A 25,294-nucleotide genomic window follows, 5' to 3' on the forward strand; every position below is an offset into this window, starting at 1 on the left:
CCGACCACCCCGTAGTGAGGGAGTCGCCGATGTTCCGGAAGACAGCCATGAGCGTGATCGCGGTCACCGCCGCGGCCGGTCTCGTCTCCGCCTGCGGCACCGGTCCCGGGGCGCGCGGCGCCGCGGGGAAAGGCCGCCCCGACCAACTGGTGTTCGCCGCCATCCCCTCCGAGCAGACCGACAATCTGCAGGCGGCCTTCGCCCCGATCGTCACCGCCCTGGAGAAGGACCTGGGCGTCCCGGTCAAGTTCCAGGCCGTGGCCAGCAACGCCGCCGTCGTCGAGGCCCAGGTCGCCAAGCGCGTGGACGTCGCCGTCTACGGGGCCTTCAGCTACTACCTGGCCCGCAGCCGCGCCGACGTGCGGCCCGTCGCCGTGCCCCTCCAGGCGCCCAAGGGCGACCCCGGCGCCTACGCCTACGGCGTGACCCGCGGCGACGACACCTCGATCAAGTCGCTCGCGGACGTCAGGGGCAAGGACGTCTGCTTCACCGACCCCGGCTCCACCACCGGCTACCTCCAGCCGCTGGCCTCGCTGAAGGAAGCCGGGGTGGACGCCGCCAAGGACGCCAAGACCGTGTTCACCAAGGGCCACGACACGGCGGTCGCCTCGCTGCTGGCCGGCGACTGCGACGTCGCCTTCGTCGGCGACGTGTTCATCGACACCCTGCTGCCGGCACGGGGCCAGCTCAAGCCGGGCCAGGTCCGCAAGGTGTGGACCTCGCCGCTCATCCCGGGACCGCCCGTGGTGGTCGGCACCTGGCTGCCGCAGGACATGCGCGACAAGATCACCAAGACCGTGACCGGGCTGACCGCAACCGGCGCGGCCTCCGCCGGGCTGTGCGCGGGCAAGGAGATCAAGGGCCCGGCGGCCTGGGGCGACCAGGCCGGCGCCACGGCCTGCCCGCTCGGTTCGTCCAACGCCTGGACCTTCGTCGCGGCCGACGACGGCACCTACCAGCCGATCGCCCGGATCTGCGAGGTCACCAAGGCCGACGTCTGCACCTCCGGTGACTGAGGAGCCCGGCATGAAGAACATCGGCGGCGGGGCGGTACTGGACCTCGCCGGGATCGAGAAGGGCTTCGGCGGCGGCGTCGTGCTCGACGGCATCGACCTGACCGTTCCGCAGGGCCAGTTCGTCGCGCTGGTCGGCCCCTCGGGCGCCGGCAAGTCGACCCTGCTGCGGCTGGTCAACGGGATGCACCTGCCCGACCGCGGCACCGTCCGCACGCTCGGGGCCGACCCCGCCGGCTGCTCCCGCCGCGAGCTGCGGGCGCTGCGCGCCCGGGTGGGGTTCGTCTTCCAGCAGTTCGGCCTGGTCGGGCGGCTGTCGGCGCTGGAGAACGTGCTCATGGGGGCGCTGGCCACGCTGCGCTGGCCGCGCTACGGCGTGATGACCTACCCGCGCGCCCTGCGGGAACGGGCGGTGGAGCAGCTGGACCGGGTCGGCCTGGCCGACAAGCGCTTCCAGCGCTGCGACACGCTGTCGGGCGGCCAGCAGCAGCGGGTCGCCGTCGCCCGGACGCTGCTGCAGCGCCCGGAGCTGATCCTGGCCGACGAGCCGGTCGCCTCGCTGGATCCGGCCGCCAGCGTGCTGGTGCTCGACACCCTCAAGCGGATCAGCGCCGAGGACGGCATCTCCGTCGTGTGCAGCCTCCACCAGATCGACCTGGCGCTGTCCACGGCCGACCGGGTGGTGGCGCTGCGGTCGGGTCGGATCGTGCTGGACGAGCCCGCCGCCACCCTCCCGGAGGAACGGCTGCGGGCCGTCTACGAGGAGACGAGCGCCCGCCATGACTAGCACCGAACAGGCCGTGCACGTCGAACGGCAGGCCCCCGGCCCGGGGCCCCTGCGCCCGCCGCTGGGCGCCCGCGCCGTCGTCGCGGCCGGGCTGCTCGCCGCCGCCGTGACCGTCACCTGCGTGACGTTCTGGTGGATCGGCCTGTCGCCGCTGACGCTGGCCGCCGGGCTCGGCGACACCCGGCGGCTGCTGGAACGGATGCTGCCGCCGGAGTTCCCGGCCGCCGGCGACATCGTCTCGCTGATCGTCGAGACCCTGCTGATCGCGGTGGCGGGCACCGGGCTGGCGGCGCTGGCCTCGGTGCCGCTGGCCTTCGCCGCCGCGCACACCCGCCCCGGCCGTGGCCTGGCCCGGCCGGTGGCCCGGCTGGTCATCGTGCTGACCCGGGCGGTGCCGACGCTGGTGTTCGCGATCCTGTTCGTGCGGGCGTTCGGGCTGGGGCCGCTGGCCGGAGCGCTGGCGGTCGCGGTGCACTCGGTCGGCATGATCGCCAAGCTGCTGGCCGACGCGATCGAGGAGGCCGACCCGGTCCCGGCCGAGGCGGTCCGCGCCTGCGGGGCCCGCGAGACGCAGGTGGCCTTCTCCAACGTGCTGCCGCGCGTGCTGCCCGCGCTCGTCGCCGTGGTCCTCTACCGGCTCGACATCAACATCCGGGCGTCGTCCGTGCTCGGCGTGGTCGGGGCCGGCGGCATCGGGGTGGCCCTGCAGACGGCGCTGGGCAGCCTGGACTACCGGCGCGCGGCGGGCGTCATCTGCGTGATCATCGTGCTGATCCTGCTGCTGGAACTGCTGTCGGTGGCGATCCGCCGGCACAGCGGGGAGGACCGGTCGGCCGGGTCGGCGGCGCTGCCCGCCGGCAGGCGTGCCCGTCACGACGTCGGCTGGGACCGCGACCGCGTGCTGCGGTTCGCCGGGTCGGGCACGGCCGTGGCGGTCTTCCTGGTCGCGCTGTGGTCGCTGGACCTCAGCCTGGACCGGCTGGCCGGCGCCTGGCCGAACGTGCGCGCGATGCTCACCGGGATGTGGCCGCCCGCGTTCTCCGGCGAGATCTTCATGGGGGTGCTGGAGAGCCTGCTCATGGCGCTGGGCGCCGCCTCCGTCGGCACGCTGGGCGGCCTCGTGCTGGCCCTGCTCACCGCGACCGGTGTCGCTCCCTGGCGACCGCTGTCGGCGCTGGTCCGCGCCCTGGTGGTGGTCATGCGGGGCATCCCCGACCTGGTGTACGCGCTGCTGTTCGTGGCGGCGCTGGGGCTCGGCCCGTTCGCCGGGTTCCTGGCCCTGTGGATCTCCTGCACCGCGCTGGCCGCCAAGTTCTTCACCGACTCCCTGGAACGGCTCGACCCGGTCCCGCACGAGGCGCTGACCTCGGTCGGCGCCACCCGGCCGCAGGCGTTCACCGCCGGGATCTGGCCGCAGTTCGTGCCGTCGTTCACCGGCAACGGCCTGTTCGTCGCCGACCTGGCGCTGCGCGAGTCGATCGTGCTGGGCATCGTCGGCGCGGGCGGCGTCGGCTACCTGATGCAGGAGTCCATCGCCACCCTGCGCTACGACGTCACCTGCGCCATCGTCATCGCGATCGCCGTCGTCGTCTACGGCATCGAGGCGCTCGCCCGCCTCGCCCGCCGCCACCTGCTGTGACCCGCCCGCCGAGGAAGGAAGCGATGACCGCCGAACGCCCGTCCGACTGGGATCCCCGCCTACCGGAGACATTCGACAGCTCCCACGAGGTCTACGCCGGCCTGCGGCGGCGCTGCCCGGTGCCGTGGAGCGACGCCTACGGCGGCTTCTGGGCGGTGACCCGCTACGAGGACGTCGTACGGGTCGCCCGCGACAGCGACACGTTCAGCACCGCCGTGCAGAACGTCGTCCCGCACGTGCCGCGCAGCGCCCGCCGGCCCCCGCTGCACTACGACCCGCCCGAGCACGGGGTCTACCGGGCCCCGCTGGACCGGGTGATGAGCCGCGCCGCGGTGCGCCGCCTGGCGCCCGCCTTCGCCGAGGCGGCGCACGAACTGCTGCGGCCGATGCTGGAACGCGGCGGCGGCGACTACTCCGCGGAGTTCGCGCTGCCGTTCGCCGCGCAGTGCTTCGCGCTCTTCCTGGACCTGCCGGTCGAGCGGGTACTGGAGATCCGCCGCATCGGGGTGGAGTACAGCTTCGCCATCCAGGACATGGACAGGCCCCGTATCAGGGCGGCCAGCGACGAGTTGTACGGCATCGCCCGCAGGATCGTCGACGAACGCCGCCGCGACCCCGGCGACCCGGACACCGACATGGTCACCAGCCTGCTGGAGGCCGCCCGCGACCCGGACCGCCCGATCCCCGACGACCTCGTGGTCGGGACGGTCCGGCAGACCATCGTCGCGGGCATCGGCGCCCCGCACGCGGTGCTCGGCAGCGCCGCCGTGCACCTGGCCCGCGACCCGGATCTGCAGCAGCGGTTGCGGGAACGGCCGGATCTGATGCCGAACGCCGTCGAGGAGATGCTCCGGCTGTACGCCCCCTACCGGGTGTTCGCCCGCACCGCCACCCGCGACGTCGAACTCGGCGGCCGGACCGTCCGCGCCGGTGAGCCGGTCACCATGCTGTTCCCCTCGGCCAACCGGGACGAGGCCGTCTTCGCCGACCCCCACCGGCTGGACCTGGACCGGCGTCCCAACCGCCACCTGGCGTTCGGCCGGGGCGCCCACCGCTGTCCCGGCTCGGCCATGGCCCGGCTGGAGATGGCCGCCGCGCTGCGGGCCCTGCTCGACACCACGGCCCGCGTGGCCCTCGACGGCGAGGTGGAGATGTTCAACTGGCTGGAGTTCGGCCCCAGGTCGGTGCCGCTGCGCCTCACCGCGCGCGCCGGCGGGTAGCGCTCAGGACAGGGCGTGCCACGTCCTGGACAGGGCCTGCCGGAACTGCTCCACCTGCCGGGGGCTGAGGTCGCCGATCATGCGCTCCTCCAGGTCGCGGACCGGCTCGGCGAGGTCGGCCAGCAGTTCCCGGCCGGCGTCGGTGAGGTGGATGAGCAGTTCGCGCCGGTTGGCGGGATTGCGCTCGCGGCGGATCAGGCCGCGGCTCTCCAGCGCGCGCACCATGTCGGCCATGGACTGGGCGGTGACGAAGGAGTCGCGGGCGAGCTGGGCCGCCGACAGGCCGTCGTGCCGGTCCAGCACGGTCAGGGCGGTGTACTGCAGCGCGGTGACGCCCGCGGGCCGCACCAGGTCCTCCAGGCCCGAGCGGACCGCCAGTTCCAGCCGTTTGACCATGTAGAGCAGCGACGGCGGCGCCTTGACGTCGGGCGTGCGGTCCTGGTCGGCCGGAGTGGTCGTCATTCGGTGTGCTCCCTGGTCGCGCCGGTCGGTGCGCTGTGCTGCCGCTAGAAGGATCCTGCCACCGACCACGAGTGAACGATTGACAGGAAACCTGTCGGATACAAGACTGTCAATCGACAGGATTCCTGTCGATTGCGCACTGGTGTGACAGAAGGATGGAAACCATGGACCTGAACGGCAGGGTCGCGATCGTCACGGGGAGCGGGCGCGGCCTCGGCCTGGCCTACGCGCGGGCGCTGGCCGCCGCGGGCGCGGCGGTGGTGGTCAACGACGTGGACGCGCAGGCGGTGGACGCCGCGGTGGAGCAGATCACCTCGGCGGGCGGCCGGGCGACCGGCGTGGTGGCCGCGGTCGGCGACACGGCGGCGGCCGAGGAGCTGGTCGCGACGGCCGTGCGCGCGTTCGGACGGCTGGACGTGCTGGTCACCAACGCCGGCATCCTGCGCGACCGGGTGCTGTGGAAGATGACCGACGAGGACTTCGACGCGGTCGTCAAGGTGCACCTGCGCGGCACGTTCACCTGCGCCCGGGCGGCGGCGGTGCGGATGCGCGAGCAGGGCGACGGCGGACGGATCATCCTCATCGGCTCCCCCGCCGGGCAGCGCGGCAACTTCGGCCAGACCAACTACGCGGCGGCCAAGGCGGGCATCGCCGCGATGGCCCGCACGTGGGCGATGGAGCTGGCCAGGGCGGGCATCACCGTCAACGCCGTGGTGCCGGTCGCGGCCACCGAGATGACCAAGACCATCCCGGCGTTCGCCCCGGTCATCGCCGAGTCCGAGCGCACCGGCGCCCCGCTGCCGGAGTGGCTGCGCAAGGACGAGGGCCTGGGCACGGTCGAGGACGTCACCGGGCTGATCACGTTCCTGGCCTCCGACGCCGCCAAGGACGTCACCGGGCAGGCGATCGGCATCGGCGGCGACCGGCTGGCGCTGTGGGCCCACCCGAAGGAGAAGACGGTGGCGTTCGCCGACGGCGGCTGGAGCGCCGAGGCGATCGCCGAGCAGTGGCACACGGGCGTCGGCGCCGAGCCGGAGACCTACGGCATTCCCGCCCCCAACGTCCCGGAGGCGCGGAAATGAGCGGGCTCTCGATCAACGTCGACGAGCTCGTCGCCATCGACGTGCACACCCACGCCGAGATCTCCAAGGACGGTCACGGGTCGCTGAGCCCGGCGCTGTTCGGCGCCTCTGAGGAGTACTTCAAGGCGCACGGGCACCGGCAGCCCACCATCGACGAGATGGCCGCCTACTACCGCGAGCGGAAGATGGCGGCGGTGGTGTTCACCGTGGACGCCGAGCACGCCACCGGGTGGCCGCGGATCTCCAACGAGGAGGTCGCCGAGAGCTGCGCCGAGCATCCCGACGTGCTGATCCCGTTCGCCAGCGTCGACCCCTGGAAGGGCAGGGCGGGCGTGCGGGAGGCCCGCCGGCTGGTCGAGCGGTACGGGGTGCGGGGGTTCAAGTTCCACCCCAGCATCCAGGGCTTCTCTCCCAACGACCCCATGGCCTATCCGCTGTACGAGGCCATCGAGGAGCTCGGCGCGATCGCGCTGTTCCACACCGGGCAGACCGGCATCGGAGCCGGAGTGCCGGGAGGCGGCGGCATCCGGCTGAAGTACTCCAACCCGATGCTCGTCGACGACGTCGCCGTGGACTTCCCCGAGCTGCGGATCATCCTGGCGCACCCGTCGTTCCCCTGGCAGGACGAGGCGCTGGCGGTCGCCACCCACAAGCCCACCGTCCACATCGACCTGTCGGGCTGGTCGCCCAAGTACTTCCCGCCGCAGCTGGTGCGGTACGCCAACAGCCTGCTCAAGGACAAGGTGCTGTTCGGCTCGGACTACCCCGTCATCACCCCGGACCGCTGGCTGGCCGACTTCGCCAAGCTCGAGATCAAGCCCGAGGTCCGTCCCAAGATCCTCAAGGACAACGCCGCCCGGCTGCTCGGCCTGACCACGGACTGAAGGAGACCCCCGTGCTCACCGTCAACGGACTCGACGAGATCAAGGCCCTGGCGGGCAAGGACCTCGGGCACAGCGACTGGCTGGAGATCACCCAGGAACGGGTGAACACCTTCGCCGACGCCACCGACGACCACCAGTGGATCCACGTGGACGCCGAGAAGGCCAAGGACGGACCGTTCGGCGGCACCATCGCCCACGGCTACCTGACCCTCTCCCTCGTCATCCCCCTGTTCAACGCCCTGCTCGACATCCAGGGCACCGCGATGAGCATCAACTACGGCCTGGAGAAGGTCCGCTTCCCCAGCCCGGTGCGCGTCGGGTCCCGGGTCCGGCTCGGCGCCAAGGTCGCCTCCGTCGAGGACGTGGCCGGCAACGGGGTGCAGATGCTGTGCGACTTCACCGTCGAGATCGACGGGTCCGACAAGCCCGCCTGCGTCGCCCGCACCGTCTACCGCCACTACGCCTGAGACGCAGGGGCCGGCGCGCCGGCCGTCCACGCGAGGCAGAGGCCACGGGCGCGGCCGGCCGCCCCCCACGCAAAGGAGTGACAGGACCGTGTTGAACGCAGGGCTCGGGGGATGGCCGGCCAGGCGGGCCATGATGTCGCCCGACCGCACCGCCCTCGTCTTCGAAGACCGCGCGCTGACGTACGCACAGGTACACGAACGCACGACCCGGCTGGCCGACCGGCTGCGCGCCGCCGGGATCGGCAAGGGCGACCGGGTGGCCTACCTGGGGCCGAACCACCCGGCGTTCGTGGAGACCATGTTCGCCACGCACCTGCTCGGCGGCATCTTCGTCCCGCTGAACTTCCGGCTCGCCGCACCGGAGATCGACTACATGCTGGGCCACAGCGGCGCGGCGGTGCTCGTCTACGGCCCGCAGTGCGCGTCCGTCGTGCACGCCTGCGAACGGACGGCCGGGCTGGACACGGTGGTCGCGCTGGACGGCCCGGCGGACGGCGAACTGGATTACGAACAGTGGCTCGCCGCCGGCGACCCCGCGCCCATCGACGTACCGGTCTCCCACGACGACGTGGCCTGCGTCCTCTACACCTCCGGAACGACGGGCCGTCCCAAGGGCGCCACGCTCACCCACGGCAACCTGGTGTGGAACTGCTACAACCTGCTGATCGGCGTGGACGTCGCCGGGGACGAGGTCACGCTGGTCAGCGCCCCGCTGTTCCACGTGGCGGCGCTCAACCAGTGCCTGCTGCCCACCTTCCTCAAGGGCGGACGCTCGGTCATCATGCCGTCCTGGGACGTGGACGAGTGTTTCGACCTCATCGCCCGGCACCGCGTCACCTGGATGTTCGGCGTGACCACCATGTTCGCCGCGCTGGCGCGGTCGCCCCGCTGGAAAGACGCCGACCTGTCGTCCGTGCGCAGCCTCATGGCCGGCGGTGCCTCCGTCCCCGTCTCCCTGATCCACGCCTACCAGGAACGCGGGCTGACGTTCTGCCAGGGCTACGGCCTCACCGAGACCGCCCCCGGCGCCACGTTCCTGGAGGCCGCCGAAAGCCTGCGCAAGGCGGGCTCGGCCGGGGTCCCGGTGTTCTTCACCAACGTCCGTTGCGTCCGCCCCGACCTGACCGACACCGACCCCGGCGAACCGGGCGAGGTCATCATCCAGGGCCCGAACGTCACCCCCGGCTACTGGAACGACCCCGTCGCCACCGACCGGGCGTTCTCCGAAGGCGGCTGGTTCCACTCCGGCGACATCGCCCGGGTGGACTCCGACGGGTTCTTCCACATCATCGACCGCGTCAAGGACATGTACATCTCCGGCGGGGAGAACGTCTACCCGGCCGAGGTCGAGGCCGCCATCTTCGAACACCCCGCCGTCGCCGAGGTCGCCGTCGTCGGCGTCCCCGACACGACATGGGGAGAGACCGGCCGGGCCTTCGTGGTCACCACACCCGGCGCCGACCTGGACCTCGCCGGACTACGGGCGTTCCTGACCGGCCGGCTGGCCAAGTACAAGATCCCCGCCCATCTCGACATCGTCGCCGAACTGCCCCGCACCGGCTCCAACAAGATCCAGAAGGGACGGCTGCGGGAGACCCCCCTCCCTGACGACCCGCACCACGCCACCCGCTCCTGAGAGACCGCACACCTCCCCCGCCATGGAGAACGGCCACTACCAACACACACGAACGCGATAACACAACGGCCGTCCGGAACGAAAAGCCCCGCGCCCCGGTCCGGGCGGCTCTCGGGCCGGTTCATCTCCCTGGGCGGGGCCACCGGCTTGTCGTTCCACTCGGCCAGGCCCCTCCGCCCCCACCCGGCTCCGGCCGGCGCTATGGCGTCACGACGGGGCGCTGCGCTGGCAGGAGGCCGAGTCGGTCAGGGCGTCATTCCGCTGGTCGTGTGCCGAACAGGACCATCAGCACGTCCCGGATGATTTCCGGGTGGTCGTTCTGCTCGGGGTCGAGCAGCCATTGCTGCTGCATGCCGTCCAACAGCGCGAGCAGAGCCGTCGCAGCGGCGCGCGGGGGCTGACGAGCCACCGCTCGGGCCGATGGCGGCCTCGCCAGTCGTCCCCCCCGGCCGGCACGCCCAAGAAGCAGCACCCACAGCGCGCCCTAACGATCAGGCAACGCCCCATACCGCCTGATGCCTGCCCGATAGCCGAATGCGCTGCAGTGGCGCGGCTCTGGAGCCGCAGATCCGCGCCCTTGTTCACGCCGCCCCTCCGGTGACGTCTCCCCCGACCCTCAGGTCAAGCCCGATCCGCGGCCGGCCAAGCCCCCCTCCGATCCCACGAGCCAGCGACTCACAGGACCGGCCAGGACCGACCTTCACGACGGCACCGACGACGCCGCCCTTGACAGTTCATGACGGCCCGACGACCGACACAACACGTCGGCGATCAACCGGTCCTCGGCCCTCACTCCGGTGGGCGCGGTGCTGCTCGACGATGCGCGCGCCCTGCTCACCTAGGCCGCAGAAGCGCGTACGTGTGACCGCGGCGGCCGGCACTGTCGGCATCCTGGGGGACAGCACCGACCCGGGCGCGCCACAGCTGGCCGACGCCTACCACCGGCGGCACCCGCGCGTCGAGGTGCGCGTCCGCGAGACCGACCTGACCGATCCCACCTGCGGGCTGCGCACCGGATCGGTCGACGTCGCCCTGACCCGCGGGCCGTTCGACCAGACCGGCCTGGTCGTGCGCGAGCTTCGCGCCGACCCGGTGGGCGCGCTGCTGCGCACCGACGATCCGCTCGCCCCCGCGACAGCCAGAAGCCGGCCGACCTGGCCCACCGATGCGCCGCTCCGATCGCCCCGCCGGACCGTTGAGGATGCGCACCGCAGGAGCATGGCAGTTGATGTTTCATGGAATGGGCCACAGGTAAATGATCCATATGAATCTACTTGTCAAGGTTATAATAAACCTGTGTCCGGCACTGCATAGGATGAAAGGATGAAAAATAGCATTGAAATAGATCAGATCGTCGATACGGCGACCAGACTGTTCGCGGAACTCGGCTACGATGGCACGTCACTTGGAATGATCGGCGACGCGCTGGGCGTCCCCGTTTCGGGGATTGCCGACGAGGCCGGAAACAAGCGGCAACTGTACCTGACGGTGATGCAGCGCGCCTTCGAGGCCGAGTGGGCGGCCCTGAAAACGGCGGCGGACAGCTGTCCACCAGGCCGTGAGTGCGTGCATCACATCGCCGACGCTTATCTTGACTTCCATGTCAGCCATCCCTACATCAGGGCGCTGTGGGCGCACCGCTGGGTGGCCGACGCGGCCGATATCGTGGACCTGGAGGATCGTTATCCTCGGCCGTTGTTCCGGATGGTCGCACAGAAGACCCGGGACGCGGTCCCGGACCGCGTCAACGTCTATTACATGCTGGGCATGATGGTATGGACCGTGCACGGCTTTCTCGGCTCCGGAGTGCTCGCCCGGCGTCGTGGGATGCTTCGCACAGACCATCCGAAGGTGGTGAGCGACTTTCGAACTCATCTCCATTTGATGCTCGAAGGAATGATGACCTCCGATCAGTGAACTCAGTGCCGCCCCCGGCCAGATCACACCCGGAGCAGATCACCGGCCGCCCCAGCCTCCCCCCACCCCCACCGCCGACGCCCATCTCCCCTGCCACCGAACCGGCCACTCCCCCAACACGCACACGCAGCTCATCCTGACCCCAGCCCGGTTGACCAGCGAGCGGCACCGACACAAACCAGTGACAACAGGCCGAGCACCCAGGAGTACCGGGCCAGGCGCGCCCCCGTCGCCGTTTCCCAGCAGCGCTCGACCGCATCCGCACCACAGGGCCACCTGGCGGGACGTCAAGCCCCGGCGCCGTCAACGGTACGAACACGGCAAAGGACAGGACGGGGCCGCGTCACTCACCAACCCACGAACCAAAGACGCGCGCCCCACCGGCGCCTACGTCACGAACGCCCACGCGATCGCCCGTGATGCGAGCCGCTGACACCCCTGCCGCCGACACCACGCACCTCACGCGCCGCATCCCCCAGCTACACCAGCGCGTTCCGCTCCGGCGCGGCGTGAAGAACGAGCCACCGACCTGCCCAGCGGTCCAACTTCATCCATCGCTGCTTCCCACCCGGGGAAGAGCGCGGCTTGCGCCACTCTTTCCTTGCCCAAAGGACGGCCGACATCGCTCCAGGGCCTGCTCGACGGGCGCGCTCTACGGCAACGAGCTGCTCTGCATTGGGGAGGCGCGACCGCGCAAGCCTTGCCGATGGCGGCAAGGCGCCAGGGCGCCGTCCGTGCAACCGCTGCGGTCGGCCACCGCGCGCAGCGACGCCCGGTTCCTCACCCCGCCCACCACGTACGACAAGGCCGCGGCCGCTTCCCGTTGAGCAGGCGCATCGCAACGATCTCGCACAGGGCGGCCCCGGCGCCAGAGGGTGAACGCCCACTGCCCCCGACCGCGTCCTGCGTTGGCACGTCTGCCTGCCCTTCGGCTCAGGGTCGGCGAGGATGTTGAGGGGCAGTCGCCTGCCACCCCGCTAATTTCGCCCGGCAGAACTCCCGGTTCGGCGGACGGTGTTGTGGCGGTCGACGACATTGGGGCTGAGAAGCGGGGCCGCGTCGGCGGGAGTGCAACGGCAGTACACCGGCGCTGCGGAGAGGCTCACCAACTGCCAGATCGGCGTGTTCTTGTCATTTGTCGTTCCAGGTCGGCGCCTGGTGCTGAACGATCAGGAACTGTATTTCCTCTGGACGCCGCCGCCAGCGTGGTGGCTGTGCGCACGGCGGGGATGTACCGCTCCGGATGCCGGTGGTTGAAGTTGTAGGAGCTTGCTGCGGCGGCACCGCGGCTCAAGTAGGACCAGGTGTCGCCGACGCCGGGCCAGGCGGCCAGTTCGCGGGTCACTTCGCGGCCGGCGGCATCGACGGTGCCCTGGCGGGCGGTGACCAGCAGCGCGACGCTGGGGGCTTGGTGCCGAAGCGGTCGGCGAGCTGGGCGCGGGCGGTCATCGACGCCCAGCCGGGTGCCTCGAAGCGGTTGAGCGACAGGGCGTCGATGGTGATGGCGCCGACGGCCCTCCCGCCTCCCTGGTGGTGTTCCTGGTCGCAGTGCCGCTGTGCCGCCGACCCCAAAGGAAACTCCGGCGAAGGGCGATCCGGCGGGCGCATCGGAGCCCGCGCCCTCCCCGACCGCAAAGTAGACCGTAGAGCCGCGCTCCAACCGCCCGAGCGCCGCCAGTCCGTCCTCCGTCTCCCGCGCGCAGGCCGGGGAGGAGTGCAGGGTGTTGACGACGTCGTGACAGCAGCGGCCCGCGCTCACCTCAACGGGTTGGTGACCAGGTTGAGTCGTGCGGCGCGGCGGGCAGGGTGCATCAGGGTTTCTTCGCGGGTCCGCGGGTCAGTGCGGCCACGGTCGAGGTGAGGTGCTGGGTCAGTACCTCGGCCGCGGTGTCGGCGTCGCGGGCCAGTGTCGCCTCCTCCAGCCGGCGGTGCTCGCCGATGGCGTCCCGATCGGGGTCGCGGTGCGCCGACCAGCGGCGGGCCAGCTCGCTCGCGGTCCACATCCGGTCGAAGGTCTCGAGCAGGAAGGGGTTGCCGCACCCCTCCAGCAGGGTGCGGTGGAAGAGCCGGTGGGCTTCGGACCATGCGCCGCTGTAGTACTCGCCCTCCTCCGGCACGTAGGCCGGGGTGCGGCTCAGACGGTGGTGGGCGGCTCGTACGCGCGCCTCCCAGTCGACGTCCCCGCGCTCGATGGACATGCGCAGCATGACCGGTTCGATGGTCCGGCGGGCCTCGGCGATCTCCTGCCAGCGGCGGTCGGAGAAGGCCGGGACGGCGAAGCCGCGGTTGGGCAGCCGGTCGGCGAGCCCCTCGCCGACCGCCCGCACGAGCGCCTCGCGCACGACGGCCAGGCTCACGCCCTGCTCCTTGGCGAGGTCGTGCGGTTTGAGGGCATCACCGGGGGCGTACTTCCCCCGCATGATCGCGTCCCGCAGGTGCGCGTAGACCTGCTCGGACAGCATCTGCTTCCCCGGCGAGGTCGAGGTAGGGGCCGTCTGGGTCATGCTCTGAGCATAGACGATCGGGCAAATAATCGATTATCTATGTTATCGTCGATTTGCGGCCGGACGAGAGGCGGTGCCCCCCAGCGACGCTGCCGGGCAGGGCCTCCGTCGGCCGCACTACCCACCACCGCACGGCCTGAAAGGAACGACGTGATGAGCGCCAACGATCCCTTCGCCCGCCTTCCCGAGGCGGCGTCCTTCACTGTCACCAGCACCTCCGTCACCGACGGCGCCGCCTGGTCGCCTGAGCAGTTCTCCTCCGGTGTCCCCGGTGGGAAGGACATCTCTCCGCAGCTGTCCTGGAGCGGTGCCCCGGAAGGCACCAAGAGCTACGCCGTCACCGTCTACGACCCCGACGCGCCCACCGGGTCGGGGTTCTGGCACTGGGCGGTCGCGGACATCCCCGCCACCGTCACCGAGTTGCCCGAGGGCGCCGGCGACGACACCGGCTCGGGCCTTCCCGAGGGCGCCTTCCAGTTGCCCAACGACGCCCGCGCGTCCCGCTTCATCGGCGCCGCTCCGCCTGCCGGGCACGGCCCGCACCGCTACTTCGTCGTGGTGCACGCCCTCGATGTCGAGCACATCGGCGTCCCGGCCGACGCCACTCCGGCCTTCCTCGGCTTCACCATGTCCGGCCACACCCTCGGCCGCGCGGTCCTGGTCGCCACCGCGGAAACCCCCGCCTGACGAGCAGACCTCAAGGATGGTTCTCGGCCCCGATCCTGGCCGAGAACCATCCTTGAGGCGGTCACCCGCTATTCACCGCGGCCAGGGGCGCCCACTGATTCAGTGGAATGTGAACCGCGTGTTCAAGTCCGACGCGCCCGAACTGTTCGGCCGTCCAGGCGGCGAACCCAGAACCGGCCGCCATGTCGTCGATAGTGGCGACGGGGCCACGGCATCGCGTCGCCCCGGTCCGTGGCGGCCGACCAGTTGTTCCAAGCCGTCCACTCCGGTCAGTGCGGGCAGGAGCCAAAGTAGAGCGTCTGCGCCGGTCAGGGTCGTTCAGAGCCGTTTCTCAGGACAGTGAGGCTGAGCGGTGTTCTGTAACGGCGATCTGGGAACGTCCCGCCTGACGTACCACGCGGTCGGCGCCGAAGGTCATGGTGGCGATGTCGACGACCCATTCGATCTCGGGCGCCCGGCCCGGCGGCAGGTGCGCGGCGACGCCCGGGACGAGGGCCTGCCGGTGCGGACCTACATCCGCCGCACCGACGACCCCACGTTCGTCAGCGTGCTGCTGGAGGACTTGGCCGCCCTGGCGGGCCTGACGCTGGCGTTCGCCGGGGCGCGCCGATCGCACAGTCGCCGGTTGTGGGAGTTCGGTATCGGCTGTCCACAGCCGCATCGGCGCGGGTCGCCGCTCTCCGAACTCCCCGCAATCTCCTGGTTATGTGAGACGACATCCCCGGGTTGTCTCGGTGTTCGCGCCGGAGAGTGTCTCGGTGGGCGTCCCCCAATGGCGGGCATCGGTCATTTGCAAATCTCCGGCTGGCCCCCGTTGCGAGGATGGCGGCCATGAGCGATGACGTCTGGGCTTCCCTTGCCGACCGGTTCGTAGACGGGGCATACGCGACGGTGAAGGGGCAGGTCCGCACCTACGTCCTCCACCATCAGCTGATGGAGCACCTCACCGAGCCACCGGGAACCGTCTTGGACGTGGGGGGAGGGGCAGGCCATCAGTCGTTGCCTCTTGCTCGGGCCGGTTACGAGGTGACCCTGCTCGACCCCTCCCCCGCGATGCTGGCCAAGGCCGAGCAGAAGCTGGCATCCGAGGCGCCGAAGGTGCGCGACCGCGTCCGGCTGGTACAGGCCCGCGGTGAGGACGCCGCCGAGGCGACCAGCGGTCAGCGCTTCGAGGCTGTGCTCTGCCACGGCGTTCTCATGTACGTCGACCACCCCGGCCCGCTGATCACGTCTCTGTGCAGGTGCGCGGCCAGCGGCGGAATCGTGTCGGTGATGGCCCTCAACGCCAGGACGCTGGCGGTCCGCCCCGCACTGGAGCGCCGCTGGGCCGACGCGCTGCAAGCCTTCGAATCCACCGGTGAACGCGGGGTTCTCGGGGTCGACACCCGTGCGGACACCGTCGAGGAGCTGGCGGAGCTGTTCCGAGCCGACGAGGTGGAAGCGGTGGCCTGGTACGGCGTATGGCTCTTCAGCGACTGGCTGGACCTCGCGGCGACCGAGGAGGTCTCGGCCGTGGCGGCCGTCGAACTGCAGGCAAGCCGCCGGGACCCGTATCGCCAGCTCAGCCGGGTCTTCCACCTGGTGGGTCGCAAAGCCGACGCTTGACTTCCGACGAAAACCGAGCGTGGAGGCTACGGCACTTCCGTCGGCGGCATACATAGACGCACGTCAGGGCCCCGGGGTGAATCCCTCGTGGCGTACGGATCAGCGGCCGTCACGCGAGAAGCCCGGGCAGTCGGTGACGGCGCCGTCCCATCCGGCGGCCATGAGGGACACGGCCGCAAGCAGGGCGCCGGTGGCCGGGAGATAGACCGGCAGGAGGCTGCCGATCTGGGGGCTGTGGCCGGTAGACGCCCCCTTCCCTGCGCGGTCTCGCTCCGGGCATCGCGGCCGTCTGGGGCCTCCTGATTCAGGCGGCCCATATCCGCACAGCCTCGTGGAGGGCGGCGAGGGTGCGGCCCAGCCGCAGCGGCACCCCGGCCTGGGCGGCCGGCGTGAAGCGCGGCATCCCCTTGGCTTCGGGTTCGGCGGGGCGGCGCGGGCCAGGCGGCGGAATGTCTCCACGGCCTCGCGGAATGCCGTCAGTGTCTCGTCCGGACGCCGCGGCCCGATGGCTCAAAGGTGAGGCGTTCATCCGCGTGTTCCCGGTGCGGCTGGCGAGTCGCGGGGTGTTACGGGCTCTTCAGGAGTGCCTTGGCGGTGTCGGCGTCGGTGATGAGGATGTTGATCCAAGCGCCGCGGGCCGCTCCCCGGATGGCGGCGACCTTGGATTCGCCTCCGGCGACGCCGATACGGCGGTCGACCGCGCGGAGCTGGTCGGGGTCGATGCCGATGATGCGGTCGTCGAAGTCGGCGTTGACGGGATGGCCGTCGGCGTCGAAGTAGCGGGTGCAGACGTCTCCGACGGCGCCGAGTTCTTCGAGCTGGCGCTTGTCCTCCGGGGTGATGGCGTTGCCCGACCGGCGCAGCAGGGGGGACGGCTCCAGGGTGCCGATGCCGACCAAGGCGAGGGTGAGCCGCGCCCACGTCTGCATGACCTCGGCGACGTCGGGTTCCTTCGACAGCAGGTCGCGCAGCTCGCGGCTGTGCACGAGCGCGGCGCAGGGGGCGAAGACCGGCCGGGCCCCGGTGAGTTCGGCGAGCCGGCTGGTGAGCCGGGTGGCGTGGAGCTGGACCTCGGGGCTGCCCGATCCGCCGACGATCTGCACGACCTCGTGGGCGACGGAGTTGGTCTTGGCGGGCATGACGTTGACCGCCTCCAGGAGGGTGGCGCTCCAGGAGGAGATCCCGATGACGTCGCCGCCCTTGAGGGTGGCGTCGAGATAGGTGGCGGTGGCGGCCGCGAGCGCGGGGATGACGTCGGTCCCGGCGCCGCCGGCGTCGGCGACGACCGCGTCGCGCAGCCCGTACTCCTTGATGAGGGCGTCTTCGAGCTCGGCGTGGACGCCCTCGGGCGAGACCACGACCGTGCGGACGACGGCGCGGTCGGCGGCCTCCTTGAGCAGGCGGGACACCCGCGCCTGCGACATGTTGAGCCGCTCGGCGATCTCGGGCTGCCGGAGCCCTCGCTCGTGGTACATGCGCGCCACCTTGACCAGCAGCCGGAGGTGGTCGGGGCTGGGCGTCGATGCGGTCACCACGGGTGGTAGCTCCTCACGCGGGCGCCGTGGGGCGCCCAGTTGGCATGGTAGACGCTGGGTCGGCCAGGGGCGAAAGCCCGGCGGGGGCGTTCGCGCCCTGGCCGTTTTCGCGTCAGAGTCTGGCAAAGACGCCGTACTGGTCGGCGTTGGACTTGTCGACGAGCTCGCAGTCGATCGCCTGCTTCTCCGGCTGCCCGGTCGAGCCGGTCTTGATGAACCTGTCGGCCTGCTCGACGGCCCGCTGGGCGCCGAGCGGGGCGGGCTGGAGCGCGGTGGCGTGCATGGTCCCCGCCTTGATCTGCGCGATGGCGTCGGGGCTGCCGTCGAACCCGACCACGACCACATCGGTCTTCTTCGCGGCCTTCAGCGCGGCGACCGCGCCCACGGCCATGGTGTCGTTGCCGGCGATCACCCCCTGGACGTCGGGGTTGCGCTGGAGGATGGTCTCCATTTTGGCGAAGGCCTCCTGCTGGTCCCAGTTGGCGGTCTGCCTGGCGACGCGCTTGAGGTCGGGGTACTGGGAGATGACGTCGTTGAAGCCCTTGGAGCGGACGCCGGCGTTGGTGTCGGACTCCTTGCCGGTCAGCTCGACGTAGTTGCCCTTGCCCTTCATCGCCTTGACGAACGCCTGGGCGGCGAGCTGGGCGCCCTGGGCGTTGTTGGAGACGATCTGGGCCTTGGCGACGCCGGTCTTGTTGATCTCCCGGTCGATCAGGAAGACCGGGACCCCGGCGTTGGTGGCCTTCTGCACGGGACCGATCGACGCGTCGGCGCCCGCGTTGTCGAGGATGATCGCGGCGGCCTTGCGGGAGATGGCGGCGTCGATCAGCTCGCTCTGCTTGTTCGGGTCGTCGTCGTGCGAGGCGACCGAGGTCTGGTAGCCGAGGCTTTCGGCCTTCTTCCTGGCCGCGTCGGCCTCGGCCTTGAAGAAGGGGTTGTCGGGCGACGGCGTGATGATCGCGATGAGGTTGCTCTTGGCCGAGCCGCCGGCCGCCTTCGCGGTTCCGGAGTCGTCGGACGACCCGCAGGCGGTCAATGTCAGGGCGCCCGCGGCGAGGACCGCGGCGGCCCGAATCACCAGGCGACGGTTGGGGTGGGACATGGTGGCTCCTAACGCGTGGCCGTTAGGCCGTGGGGTGGGTTTCCGCACGGGGCGGGGTGGGGTGGGGCTCAGGTGGCTTTCGTCGTGGTGTCGGCGGGGTCGTCCGTCGTGGCGACGGCGACGGCCGAGGCGGCGGCGCGGCGGCGTTGGAAGCGCTGCTGGCTCTGGTCGAGGATGACCGCGACGACGATCACGGTGCCCTTGATGAAGATCTGCCAGAAGGTGGAGACGCCGAGGATGACCAGGCCGTCGGCGAGGAAGCCGATGACGAACGCGCCGACGAGGGTGCCGCGGACGTTGCCGCGGCCGCCGGACAGGGCGGCGCCGCCGATGACGACGGCCGCGATGGCGTTGAGCTCGAAGCTGTCTCCGGCCTGCGGGGCGGCGGAGGTCAGTTCGGAGGCGATGATGACGCCGGCCATGGCGGCGCAGGCGCCGGAGACCATGTAGACGATCGTCTTGACCCTGCGGACGGGGACGCCGGTCAGCTCGGTGGCCCGTTCGTTGCCTCCGGTGGCGTAGAGCCAGCGGCCGAACGGGGTGGAGCGCAGCAGGATCGCGACGGCGGCCGCGAGGATGATCATGATCCAGATGGCCACGGGCAGCCCGAGGGGGCGTCCGCTGCCGATCCAGCCGAAGCCGGTGTTGCCGGTGCCGGGGTCCCCGGCCAGGTCGGGGTAGGTGGTCCCGTCCGAGATCAGGAGGGCGGCGCCGCGGGCGACGTACAGCATGCCGAGGGTCGCGATGAACGGCGCCACGTTGAACCGGGTGATCAGGATGCCGTTGACGGTGCCGACGAGCGTGCCGACGGCGACGCACAGAACGACCACGGCCCACACCGGCGGGTAGGCGATGACGCCGAAGAACTCCAGGTGGACGCCCTGGAGGAGTTCGCCGGCCACGACGCCCGACAGGCCGACGATCGAGCCGACGGACAGGTCGATGCCGCCCTTGAGGATGACCAGCAGCATGCCCAGCGCCAGCACGGCGTTGATGGCGACGTGCTTGGTCATCGTGATGAGGTTGTCGACGGTGAGGAAGGAGTCGGACAGCAGGCTGAACACGACGATCAGCACGCCGAGCGCGATGAACGCCCGGAGTTCGAAGATCGAGTTCAGCGTCCTGAGCCGTCGGGCCTCGGCGGCGGCCTGACGGCGCCGCCGGGCGGCGCTCGCGTGGTCGTGGGTCAGGGTGTCGGTCATCTCACGCCCCCCGCTGGAGGTCGGCGCCGTCGGCCAGGCTCATCAGCCGGTCGCGGGTGATCTCGCCCGCGCGCAGGTCGGCGACCAGGCGGCCGCGGACCAGGACGAGCAGGCGGTCCGGAATGTTCAGCGCCTCTTCGGTCTCGGATGTGGTGAACAGGACGGCCAGGCCGCGTTCGGCCTGGCGGGCCATCAGCTCGAAGACGTCGGCCTTGGCGGCCACGTCCACGCCGCGGGACGGTTCGTCCAGCAGCAGCACGCGCGGCCCGGTCATCAGGGCCCGGCCGATGACGACCTTCTGCTGGTTGCCGCCGCTGAGCGAGCCGATCGGCGCGTCGGGCCCGGCGGCCTTGACGGTGACGTCGTCGATCATCGAGGTGACGGCGGCGCGTTCGGCGCCGCGGTTCACCAGCAGCCCCCGCAGGAATCTGGTCAGCGCCGCCAGGGACAGGTTCTGGCCGACGCTCATCGTCTGGACGAGGCCGTCGCGCTGGCGGTCCTCGGGGACCAGCACCAGCCCGGAGCCGATGCGCCGCCGGATCGACCCGGTGACCGGCTCGCCGTGCAGGCGCACCTGTCCGGCGGCGGCGGGAAGCCGCCCGGCCAGGCATTCCAGCAGTTCGGTGCGGCCGCTGCCCATCAGCCCGTAGATGCCGACGGTCTCCCCCGCGCGGATGCCGAACGACACGCCGTCGACGGCGAGCCGGTCGGGGTTGGCGGGGTCGGCCACCGACAGACCGTCGACCTCCAGTGCGATCGGGCCCGGGTGCGGGTCGCGCTCGGGGAACAGGTCGTCCTGTTCGCGTCCGACCATCGTGCGGACGACCCACGCCAGGTCCACGTCGGCGGCGGCCGCGGTGGCGACCATGGCGCCGTCGCGCAGGACGGCGACGTCGTCGGCGATGTCCAGCGCCTCCTCCAGGTGGTGGGAGATGTAGACGATCGCGACGCCCTCGGCGGTCAGTTCGCGGATGACCTGGAAGAGCACCTCGACCTCGGGGGCGCTGAGCGCCGAGGTCGGCTCGTCCATGATCAGGATGCGGGCGTCCTGGAGCAGCGCGCGGGCGATCTCGACCAGCTGCTGCTGGCCCAGCCGCAGGTCGCCGACCGGCAGGCCGGGGTCGAGCGCGCCGTCCAGGCGGCGCAACACGTCGGCGGCCAGCGACCGCTCGGCGGATCCGTCGAGGAGGACCCCCGCGCGGGTGCGCTCGCGCCCCAGGAACAGGTTGTCCTGGATGTTCAGGTTCGGGCAGAGGCTCAGTTCCTGATGGATGATCGAGACGCCCTGGTCGGCCGCCTCGCGGGCACTGCCGAAGGAGACCGTCCGGCCGTCGAGTTCGACCCGTCCGGTGGTGGGCGGCTCGACACCGCTGAGGATCTTCATCAGGGTCGACTTGCCGGCGCCGTTCTCCCCGAACAGCACCGTGACGCGGCCGGGGGCGATGTCGAGGGAGACGCCCTTGAGCGCCTGGGTTCCGCCGTAGACCTTGGTGACGTCGACGGCGCGCAGCACGGGCGGGACCGGGGCGGTGGCGGCGGCCGCGGGCCGTTCGGGCGCGGTGGTCATGACGCCGCCTTGACGGAGATCGGGGTGATCGTCAGGACGTCGGGGGTCAGCGGGGTCATCGCGCCCACCACGGTGACCTCCTTGCCTTTGAGGGCGGCGACGTCGAGCGAGGCCAGCACCTTGGCCTTGACCTGGTTGTTGAGGGCGGTGCCGGCGTCGGCGTACTCGACCTGGTTGGTGAACTGGCCGAACTTGATGAACCCCACGGCGTCACGCAGGGCGGTGCCGTTGACGGCCGGGCCGATCTGGACCGAGATCCGGGTGTCGTCCAGATCGGGGACCTCGACCCGCAGAAGTCCCGCCTCGGCGTCCCCGGCGGTTCCGGTCAGGGAGACGGCGTAACTGTAGGGGCCGGTGCCCTCCCGGTTGCCGTACCGCCTGCCCGCCGTCTCGGGGTCGGCGGCGATGGCCTTGTGCAGGGTGACGATGTCGACGGCCTTCTGCTGGATCGCGGGCACGACCTTGGACTCGTAGGTCTGCGCGCCGTACCTGGCCGCGTCGAACTTCTGGGTCTCGCCCGCGCGCTGGACGTCGTCCGAGCGGTACGTCGTGTCGGCCAGGATCGCGGCGATCAGGATGACCAGCGCGGCCAGGCAGGCGCGGCCGAGTGTGAGCCGGCCGAGGCGGCGCCCGACGCTCCCGCCGGCTCGCCGTGGTTCCCCAACTGTTGTCATGACGTCCTCTCCGGTGGGCGTGCGCCGAGTTCGCGGGCGGCCCCGAGACGCCGGCGCCATCGGGCCACGGCGTGGCCGCGTTGCTCCTCGCCCCATGAGGGCGTGAAGACCTCGAGGTCTGTGTCGGCGCGTTGTTCCAGGTCCGGCATGGTCCACCAGTTCAGGACCAGCCCGGCGAGGTCGGCCGCGCCGCCCGCGGACAGCTGGTGGTGACGGGTGCGGGCGACCTCGACGCCGCCGAGGTCGGCCTGCAGCCGCATGAGGGCGGTGCTGCGGGTCAGGCCGCCGTCGGCGACGACGCGGCGCAGTCCGGGCATCGCGGCGAGCACGTCGTCGACCTGGTGGGCGACCGATTCCAGGGCGGCGCGGGCGAGCTGCGCGCGGCCGGTTCCGTAGTCGAATCCGGCCAGGACCGGCACGGCCCGGGGGTCCCACCAGGGCGCGCCGAGCCCGCCGAACGCGGGCACGAGCGTGACGCCGCCCGCGTCGGCCCCGGCCGCCAGTTCCACGATCCGGTCGGTGGGGACGTCGAGCAGTTCGGCCAGCCAGGTCAGGGTGCGTCCGCTGGAGCGGATGTTGGCCTCGTGCGCGAACGTCACCTCCTTGACCGACCAGGCGATGGTGTCGCAGACCGCCGCGTCCGCCCCGGGGGCGTCGGTGACGGTCATGACGGAGGAGCCGGTGCCGTAGGTGACCTTGACGACGCCGCGCCGCCAGCCCGCGTGGGCGAACAACGCGGCGTGGGAGTCGCCCAGCACGGCCAGCACCGGCACACCCGCGGGCAGCGGGGGCAGGTCGCCGGCCGCCGCGAACGGGCCGGTGGAGGAGACGACGTCCGGCAACGCCGCCCGCGGCACGTCGAACAGCTCCAGCAGTTCGGCGTCCCAGTCCCCGCGGCGCAGGTTCAGCAGCTGGGTGCGGGAGGCGTTGCCGATCTCGGTGACGAAGGCGCCGGTGAGCGAGGTCAGCAGCCACGCGTCCACGGTGCCGAGCCGCAGCTCGCCCCGCCTGGAACGGTCCCGGGCGGGGTCGTGCTCGTCAAGCAGGGCCGTCATCTTCAGCGCCGAGAACATCGGGTCGAGGGGCAGCCCGGTCCGCCGCCGGACGAGATCCGCGTGCCCCTCGCGGGCGAGCTCGGCCGCCCGGGACGCGCCCCGCTGATCCTGCCAGCTGACCAGCGGGGCGATCGGCCGTCCGGTCGCGGCCTCCCACAGCACCACCGACTCGCGCTGCGTGCTCAGCCCGATCCCGGCGACCGACGCGGGGTCGACCCCGTCCGTGCAGGCGGCGACGGCGGCACGGACACTGGCCAGCAGTTCCCCGGCGTCCTGCTCCACCAGCCCCGGGCCCGGATGACGCACGGACACCGGAGCGCTCGCCTGGGCGACGATGTCTCCGGCGGAGTCCACCAGCAGCGCCTTGGTGGAGCTGGTGCCCTGGTCGATCGCCAGCACGAACGGTCCCATCAGGCCCGTCCCAGCGCCTCGCGCGCGGCCGCGGCGATCCCGGTCGCGTTGAGACCGAAGTGGTCGAGCAGGAACGCGGTGCTGCCCGTCGGCGCGAACGCGGGGACCCCCAGCATGCGCACCGGCACGGGACGGTGCTCGGCGACGACCCTGGCGACCGCGGCGCCCAGCCCGCCGGAGACCAGGCCCTCCTCCGCCGTGACGATCGTCCCGGTCTCCTCGGCGGCGGCCAGCACCTCCGCCACGTCCAGCGGCTCGACGAACGTCATGTTCACCACGCGGGCGGCCACTCCGTCCCCGGCCAGCAGCGCGGCGGCCTCCAGTGCGCGCGAGACCATCGTCCCGATCGCGATCAGGGTGACGTCGCCGCCGTCGCGGAGCCGGACGGCCCCGCCCTCGCGGAACGGCGCGTCGGCGGGCGTCACCTCGGGCACCTTGAACCGCGGGATGCGTATGTAGGAGGGACGCCCGCATTCGGCGGCCCAGCGGACGGCGTCGCGGGTCTGCCGGGGGTCGGCGGGCACGACGATCCGCAGGCCCGGGACGGCCCGCATCCACGAGATGTCCTCGATGGAGTGGTGGGTCGGGCCGAGTTCGCCGTACGCCATCCCCGGGCTCTGCCCGCACAGGACGACGTGCCGGTCGCTGTAGACGACGTCGGCCTTGATCTGCTCCAGGGCGCGGCCGGTGAGGAAGGGCGCGGCCGCCGACGCGAACGGGATGAAGCCGGCGTTGGCGAGCCCCGCCGCCACGCCCACCATGTCCTGTTCGGCGATGCCGACGTTGATGAGCCGGTCGGGGAACTCCTCCCGGAACTTCACCAGGTTGCTGGACCCGACCGAGTCGTTGCACACCGCCACCACGCGTTCGTCGGCCCGGGCCAGGGCCGCCAGCTCGTCGGCGAAGTCGGCGCGGCAGTCGAACGTGGGGGCCTGTTCGGTGACGGCGGTCATCCGGCCAGCTCCGCCAGGGCGAGCCGGACCTGCTCGTCGGTGGGCACCTTGTGGTGCCACTCGACCCGGTCTTCCATGAACGACACTCCCTTGCCCTTGATCGTGTTGGCCACGACGGCGACCGGACGGCCCGTCGTCGACGGTTCCAGCGCCTGCTTGATCGCCGCGTGGTCGTGGCCGTCGATGACCCGCGTCTCCCAGCCGAAGCTCGCCCACTTGGCGTCCAGCGGCTCCAGCGCCTTGGTGTCTTCGGTGCGGGCGCCCTGCTGCAGCCGGTTGCGATCGACCACGGCCGTGAGATTGGCCAGTTCGTGGTGGGCGGCGGTCATCGCCGCCTCCCAGTTGCTGCCCTCCTGCAGTTCGCCGTCGCCGAGCACGACGATCGTGCGCCAGGTCTCCCCGCGCAGCTTCGCGCCCAGCGCGCAGCCGGTGGCGACCGGGAACCCGTGGCCGAGAGGTCCGGTGTTGGTCTCCACTCCCGGCACCTTCACCCGGTTGGGATGGCCGTTCAGCGGTGACAGCGGGGCCATGAAGTCGGTGAGCCGCTCACGCGGGAAGAACCCGCAGGACGCGAGCGTGGCGTACAGGGCCGCGGCGCAGTGTCCCTTGCTCAGCACGAAGCGGTCGCGCAGCGGGTTGGACGGGTCGAGCGGGTCGAGCCGAAGCGTGCCCCACATCGCGGTCACCAGCAGGTCCGTCACCGAAAGGTCACCGCCGACGTGCCCCATCCGCGCCGCCTGGATGGTGGTGAGGACGTCCCGGCGGATCCCGGTGGCGATCCTCGCCAGTTCCGGGGCGGCCTGCGCGGGTGTCGCCGCCCGCAGCCGCGCGCTCCGCTCGACGTAGGAGGCGGCCGTCGCCTCGTCCACCCGCAGCGGGGTTTCCAGCACCG

General features: G+C 71.6%; 25 protein-coding genes. 14 read left to right on the plus strand and 11 right to left on the minus strand.

The window, feature by feature from the left end:
* Positions 1 to 29 precede the first annotated feature (29 nt).
* The 4 genes from ABD811_RS01590 to ABD811_RS01605 are packed head-to-tail and all read left to right on the plus strand — an operon-like array spanning position 30 to position 4,659.
* Positions 30 to 1,016: a phosphate/phosphite/phosphonate ABC transporter substrate-binding protein gene (locus tag ABD811_RS01590; protein ID WP_344939609.1), complete on the plus strand. Its 987-nt coding sequence runs from the start codon at positions 30 to 32 to the stop codon at positions 1,014 to 1,016.
* Between the two features lie 10 nt (positions 1,017 to 1,026).
* The gene (phnC, locus tag ABD811_RS01595; RefSeq protein ID WP_344939611.1) at positions 1,027 to 1,800 is read left to right on the plus strand and encodes a phosphonate ABC transporter ATP-binding protein; all 774 of its coding nucleotides are present in this window, start codon (positions 1,027 to 1,029) and stop codon (positions 1,798 to 1,800) included.
* Entirely contained in the window at positions 1,793 to 3,439 is a 1,647-nt protein-coding gene (phnE, locus tag ABD811_RS01600) for a phosphonate ABC transporter, permease protein PhnE (RefSeq protein WP_344939612.1), read from the plus strand. Before phnC ends, phnE begins: the two co-directional genes overlap by 8 nt.
* A 23-nt stretch (positions 3,440 to 3,462) precedes the next feature.
* Positions 3,463 to 4,659, plus strand: coding sequence for a cytochrome P450 (locus tag ABD811_RS01605; protein ID WP_344939614.1), 1,197 nt, complete (start codon positions 3,463 to 3,465; stop codon positions 4,657 to 4,659).
* Between the two features lie 3 nt (positions 4,660 to 4,662).
* Here ABD811_RS01605 and ABD811_RS01610 read toward each other — a convergent pair whose 3' ends face one another.
* The gene (locus tag ABD811_RS01610) at positions 4,663 to 5,121 is read right to left on the minus strand and encodes a MarR family winged helix-turn-helix transcriptional regulator (RefSeq protein WP_344939616.1); all 459 of its coding nucleotides are present in this window, start codon (positions 5,119 to 5,121) and stop codon (positions 4,663 to 4,665) included.
* 164 nt (positions 5,122 to 5,285) lie between these two features.
* Between ABD811_RS01610 and ABD811_RS01615 the strand changes: the two genes are divergently transcribed.
* The 7 genes from ABD811_RS01615 to ABD811_RS43840 all read left to right on the plus strand — a co-directional run bounded on the left by ABD811_RS01615 (position 5,286) and on the right by ABD811_RS43840 (position 12,364).
* Positions 5,286 to 6,203: an SDR family oxidoreductase gene (locus tag ABD811_RS01615; RefSeq protein WP_344939618.1), complete on the plus strand. Its 918-nt coding sequence runs from the start codon at positions 5,286 to 5,288 to the stop codon at positions 6,201 to 6,203.
* Entirely contained in the window at positions 6,200 to 7,087 is an 888-nt protein-coding gene (locus ABD811_RS01620) for an amidohydrolase family protein (RefSeq protein ID WP_344939620.1), read from the plus strand. The genes ABD811_RS01615 and ABD811_RS01620 overlap by 4 nt, the downstream gene beginning before the upstream one ends.
* A gap of 11 nt (positions 7,088 to 7,098) precedes the next feature.
* Positions 7,099 to 7,554, plus strand: coding sequence for a MaoC family dehydratase (locus ABD811_RS01625; RefSeq protein WP_344939621.1), 456 nt, complete (start codon positions 7,099 to 7,101; stop codon positions 7,552 to 7,554).
* A gap of 130 nt (positions 7,555 to 7,684) precedes the next feature.
* Positions 7,685 to 9,190, plus strand: coding sequence for an acyl-CoA synthetase (locus ABD811_RS01630; protein WP_344939623.1), 1,506 nt, complete (start codon positions 7,685 to 7,687; stop codon positions 9,188 to 9,190).
* Positions 9,191 to 10,051: 861 nt separating this feature from the next.
* The gene (locus ABD811_RS01635) at positions 10,052 to 10,504 is read left to right on the plus strand and encodes a LysR substrate-binding domain-containing protein (RefSeq protein ID WP_344939625.1); all 453 of its coding nucleotides are present in this window, start codon (positions 10,052 to 10,054) and stop codon (positions 10,502 to 10,504) included.
* Between the two features lie 9 nt (positions 10,505 to 10,513).
* On the plus strand, positions 10,514 to 11,107 hold the full coding sequence (locus ABD811_RS01640; protein ID WP_344939627.1) for a TetR/AcrR family transcriptional regulator: 594 nt from the start codon (positions 10,514 to 10,516) through the stop codon (positions 11,105 to 11,107).
* A 1,014-nt stretch (positions 11,108 to 12,121) separates the two neighbouring features.
* A complete protein-coding gene (locus ABD811_RS43840) occupies positions 12,122 to 12,364 on the plus strand; it encodes a transposase (protein WP_425549348.1) in 243 nt (80 codons plus the stop codon).
* 84 nt (positions 12,365 to 12,448) lie between these two features.
* Here the strand turns inward: ABD811_RS43840 and ABD811_RS01650 are convergent, their stop codons facing one another.
* Positions 12,449 to 12,679 (minus strand): hypothetical protein, encoded by a 231-nt coding sequence (locus tag ABD811_RS01650; protein ID WP_344939629.1) that lies wholly within the window; start codon positions 12,677 to 12,679, stop codon positions 12,449 to 12,451.
* A gap of 239 nt (positions 12,680 to 12,918) precedes the next feature.
* A complete protein-coding gene (locus tag ABD811_RS01655; RefSeq protein ID WP_344939631.1) occupies positions 12,919 to 13,611 on the minus strand; it encodes a GntR family transcriptional regulator in 693 nt (230 codons plus the stop codon).
* A 150-nt stretch (positions 13,612 to 13,761) separates the two neighbouring features.
* Here ABD811_RS01655 and ABD811_RS01660 point away from each other — a divergent pair, with 150 nt between their 5' ends.
* The 3 genes from ABD811_RS01660 (at position 13,762) to ABD811_RS01670 (ending at position 15,903) form a co-directional block, all read left to right on the plus strand.
* Positions 13,762 to 14,298, plus strand: a complete 537-nt coding sequence (locus tag ABD811_RS01660; protein ID WP_425549349.1) for a YbhB/YbcL family Raf kinase inhibitor-like protein — start codon at positions 13,762 to 13,764, stop codon at positions 14,296 to 14,298.
* Between the two features lie 352 nt (positions 14,299 to 14,650).
* A complete protein-coding gene (locus ABD811_RS01665) occupies positions 14,651 to 15,133 on the plus strand; it encodes a hypothetical protein (protein ID WP_344939634.1) in 483 nt (160 codons plus the stop codon).
* Positions 15,130 to 15,903 carry a class I SAM-dependent methyltransferase gene (locus ABD811_RS01670; RefSeq protein WP_344939635.1) on the plus strand — a complete coding sequence of 258 codons (774 nt, stop codon included), beginning with the start codon at positions 15,130 to 15,132 and terminating at the stop codon, positions 15,901 to 15,903. The genes ABD811_RS01665 and ABD811_RS01670 overlap by 4 nt, the downstream gene beginning before the upstream one ends.
* 566 nt (positions 15,904 to 16,469) lie before the next feature.
* On the opposite strand, the gene ABD811_RS01675 is transcribed toward ABD811_RS01670, so the two are convergent.
* The 8 genes from ABD811_RS01675 to ABD811_RS01710 form a co-directional block, all read right to left on the minus strand.
* Positions 16,470 to 17,435, minus strand: a complete 966-nt coding sequence (locus tag ABD811_RS01675; protein WP_344939636.1) for a sugar-binding transcriptional regulator — start codon at positions 17,433 to 17,435, stop codon at positions 16,470 to 16,472.
* Positions 17,436 to 17,550: 115 nt separating this feature from the next.
* A complete protein-coding gene (locus tag ABD811_RS01680; protein WP_344939638.1) occupies positions 17,551 to 18,540 on the minus strand; it encodes a D-ribose ABC transporter substrate-binding protein in 990 nt (329 codons plus the stop codon).
* 68 nt (positions 18,541 to 18,608) lie between these two features.
* The gene (locus ABD811_RS01685) at positions 18,609 to 19,742 is read right to left on the minus strand and encodes an ABC transporter permease (RefSeq protein WP_344939639.1); all 1,134 of its coding nucleotides are present in this window, start codon (positions 19,740 to 19,742) and stop codon (positions 18,609 to 18,611) included.
* A gap of 1 nt (position 19,743) precedes the next feature.
* Positions 19,744 to 21,309: a sugar ABC transporter ATP-binding protein gene (locus ABD811_RS01690; RefSeq protein ID WP_344939641.1), complete on the minus strand. Its 1,566-nt coding sequence runs from the start codon at positions 21,307 to 21,309 to the stop codon at positions 19,744 to 19,746.
* Positions 21,306 to 21,983: a DUF2291 family protein gene (locus ABD811_RS01695; protein ID WP_344939643.1), complete on the minus strand. Its 678-nt coding sequence runs from the start codon at positions 21,981 to 21,983 to the stop codon at positions 21,306 to 21,308. Before ABD811_RS01695 ends, ABD811_RS01690 begins: the two co-directional genes overlap by 4 nt.
* Positions 21,980 to 23,449: an FGGY-family carbohydrate kinase gene (locus tag ABD811_RS01700; RefSeq protein ID WP_344939644.1), complete on the minus strand. Its 1,470-nt coding sequence runs from the start codon at positions 23,447 to 23,449 to the stop codon at positions 21,980 to 21,982. Before ABD811_RS01700 ends, ABD811_RS01695 begins: the two co-directional genes overlap by 4 nt.
* Positions 23,449 to 24,402: a transketolase family protein gene (locus ABD811_RS01705; RefSeq protein ID WP_344939646.1), complete on the minus strand. Its 954-nt coding sequence runs from the start codon at positions 24,400 to 24,402 to the stop codon at positions 23,449 to 23,451. The genes ABD811_RS01700 and ABD811_RS01705 overlap by 1 nt, the downstream gene beginning before the upstream one ends.
* Positions 24,399 to 25,292 carry a transketolase gene (locus ABD811_RS01710; RefSeq protein ID WP_344939647.1) on the minus strand — a complete coding sequence of 298 codons (894 nt, stop codon included), beginning with the start codon at positions 25,290 to 25,292 and terminating at the stop codon, positions 24,399 to 24,401. Before ABD811_RS01710 ends, ABD811_RS01705 begins: the two co-directional genes overlap by 4 nt.
* Positions 25,293 to 25,294 lie beyond the last annotated feature (2 nt).

It is taken from the genome of Actinomadura miaoliensis (assembly GCF_039536785.1).
In the GTDB taxonomy this organism is placed as follows: Bacteria; Actinomycetota; Actinomycetes; order Streptosporangiales; family Streptosporangiaceae; genus Spirillospora; species Spirillospora miaoliensis.

Bases quoted from the DNA above. Each gene is read 5' to 3' on its own strand.
- ABD811_RS01590 (WP_344939609.1), top strand. From the start codon at position 30: ATGTTCCGGAAGACAGCCATGAGCGTGATCGCGGTCACCGCCGCGGCC.
- phnC (WP_344939611.1), top strand. From the start codon at position 1,027: ATGAAGAACATCGGCGGCGGGGCGGTACTGGACCTCGCCGGGATCGAG.
- phnE (WP_344939612.1), top strand. From the start codon at position 1,793: ATGACTAGCACCGAACAGGCCGTGCACGTCGAACGGCAGGCCCCCGGC.
- ABD811_RS01605 (WP_344939614.1), top strand. From the start codon at position 3,463: ATGACCGCCGAACGCCCGTCCGACTGGGATCCCCGCCTACCGGAGACA.
- ABD811_RS01610 (WP_344939616.1), bottom strand. From the start codon at position 5,121: ATGACGACCACTCCGGCCGACCAGGACCGCACGCCCGACGTCAAGGCG.
- ABD811_RS01615 (WP_344939618.1), top strand. From the start codon at position 5,286: ATGGACCTGAACGGCAGGGTCGCGATCGTCACGGGGAGCGGGCGCGGC.
- ABD811_RS01620 (WP_344939620.1), top strand. From the start codon at position 6,200: ATGAGCGGGCTCTCGATCAACGTCGACGAGCTCGTCGCCATCGACGTG.
- ABD811_RS01630 (WP_344939623.1), top strand. From the start codon at position 7,685: ATGATGTCGCCCGACCGCACCGCCCTCGTCTTCGAAGACCGCGCGCTG.
- ABD811_RS01640 (WP_344939627.1), top strand. From the start codon at position 10,514: ATGAAAAATAGCATTGAAATAGATCAGATCGTCGATACGGCGACCAGA.
- ABD811_RS01655 (WP_344939631.1), bottom strand. From the start codon at position 13,611: ATGACCCAGACGGCCCCTACCTCGACCTCGCCGGGGAAGCAGATGCTG.
- ABD811_RS01670 (WP_344939635.1), top strand. From the start codon at position 15,130: ATGAGCGATGACGTCTGGGCTTCCCTTGCCGACCGGTTCGTAGACGGG.
- ABD811_RS01680 (WP_344939638.1), bottom strand. From the start codon at position 18,540: ATGTCCCACCCCAACCGTCGCCTGGTGATTCGGGCCGCCGCGGTCCTC.
- ABD811_RS01685 (WP_344939639.1), bottom strand. From the start codon at position 19,742: ATGACCGACACCCTGACCCACGACCACGCGAGCGCCGCCCGGCGGCGC.
- ABD811_RS01690 (WP_344939641.1), bottom strand. From the start codon at position 21,309: ATGACCACCGCGCCCGAACGGCCCGCGGCCGCCGCCACCGCCCCGGTC.
- ABD811_RS01695 (WP_344939643.1), bottom strand. From the start codon at position 21,983: ATGACAACAGTTGGGGAACCACGGCGAGCCGGCGGGAGCGTCGGGCGC.
- ABD811_RS01700 (WP_344939644.1), bottom strand. From the start codon at position 23,449: ATGGGACCGTTCGTGCTGGCGATCGACCAGGGCACCAGCTCCACCAAG.
- ABD811_RS01705 (WP_344939646.1), bottom strand. From the start codon at position 24,402: ATGACCGCCGTCACCGAACAGGCCCCCACGTTCGACTGCCGCGCCGAC.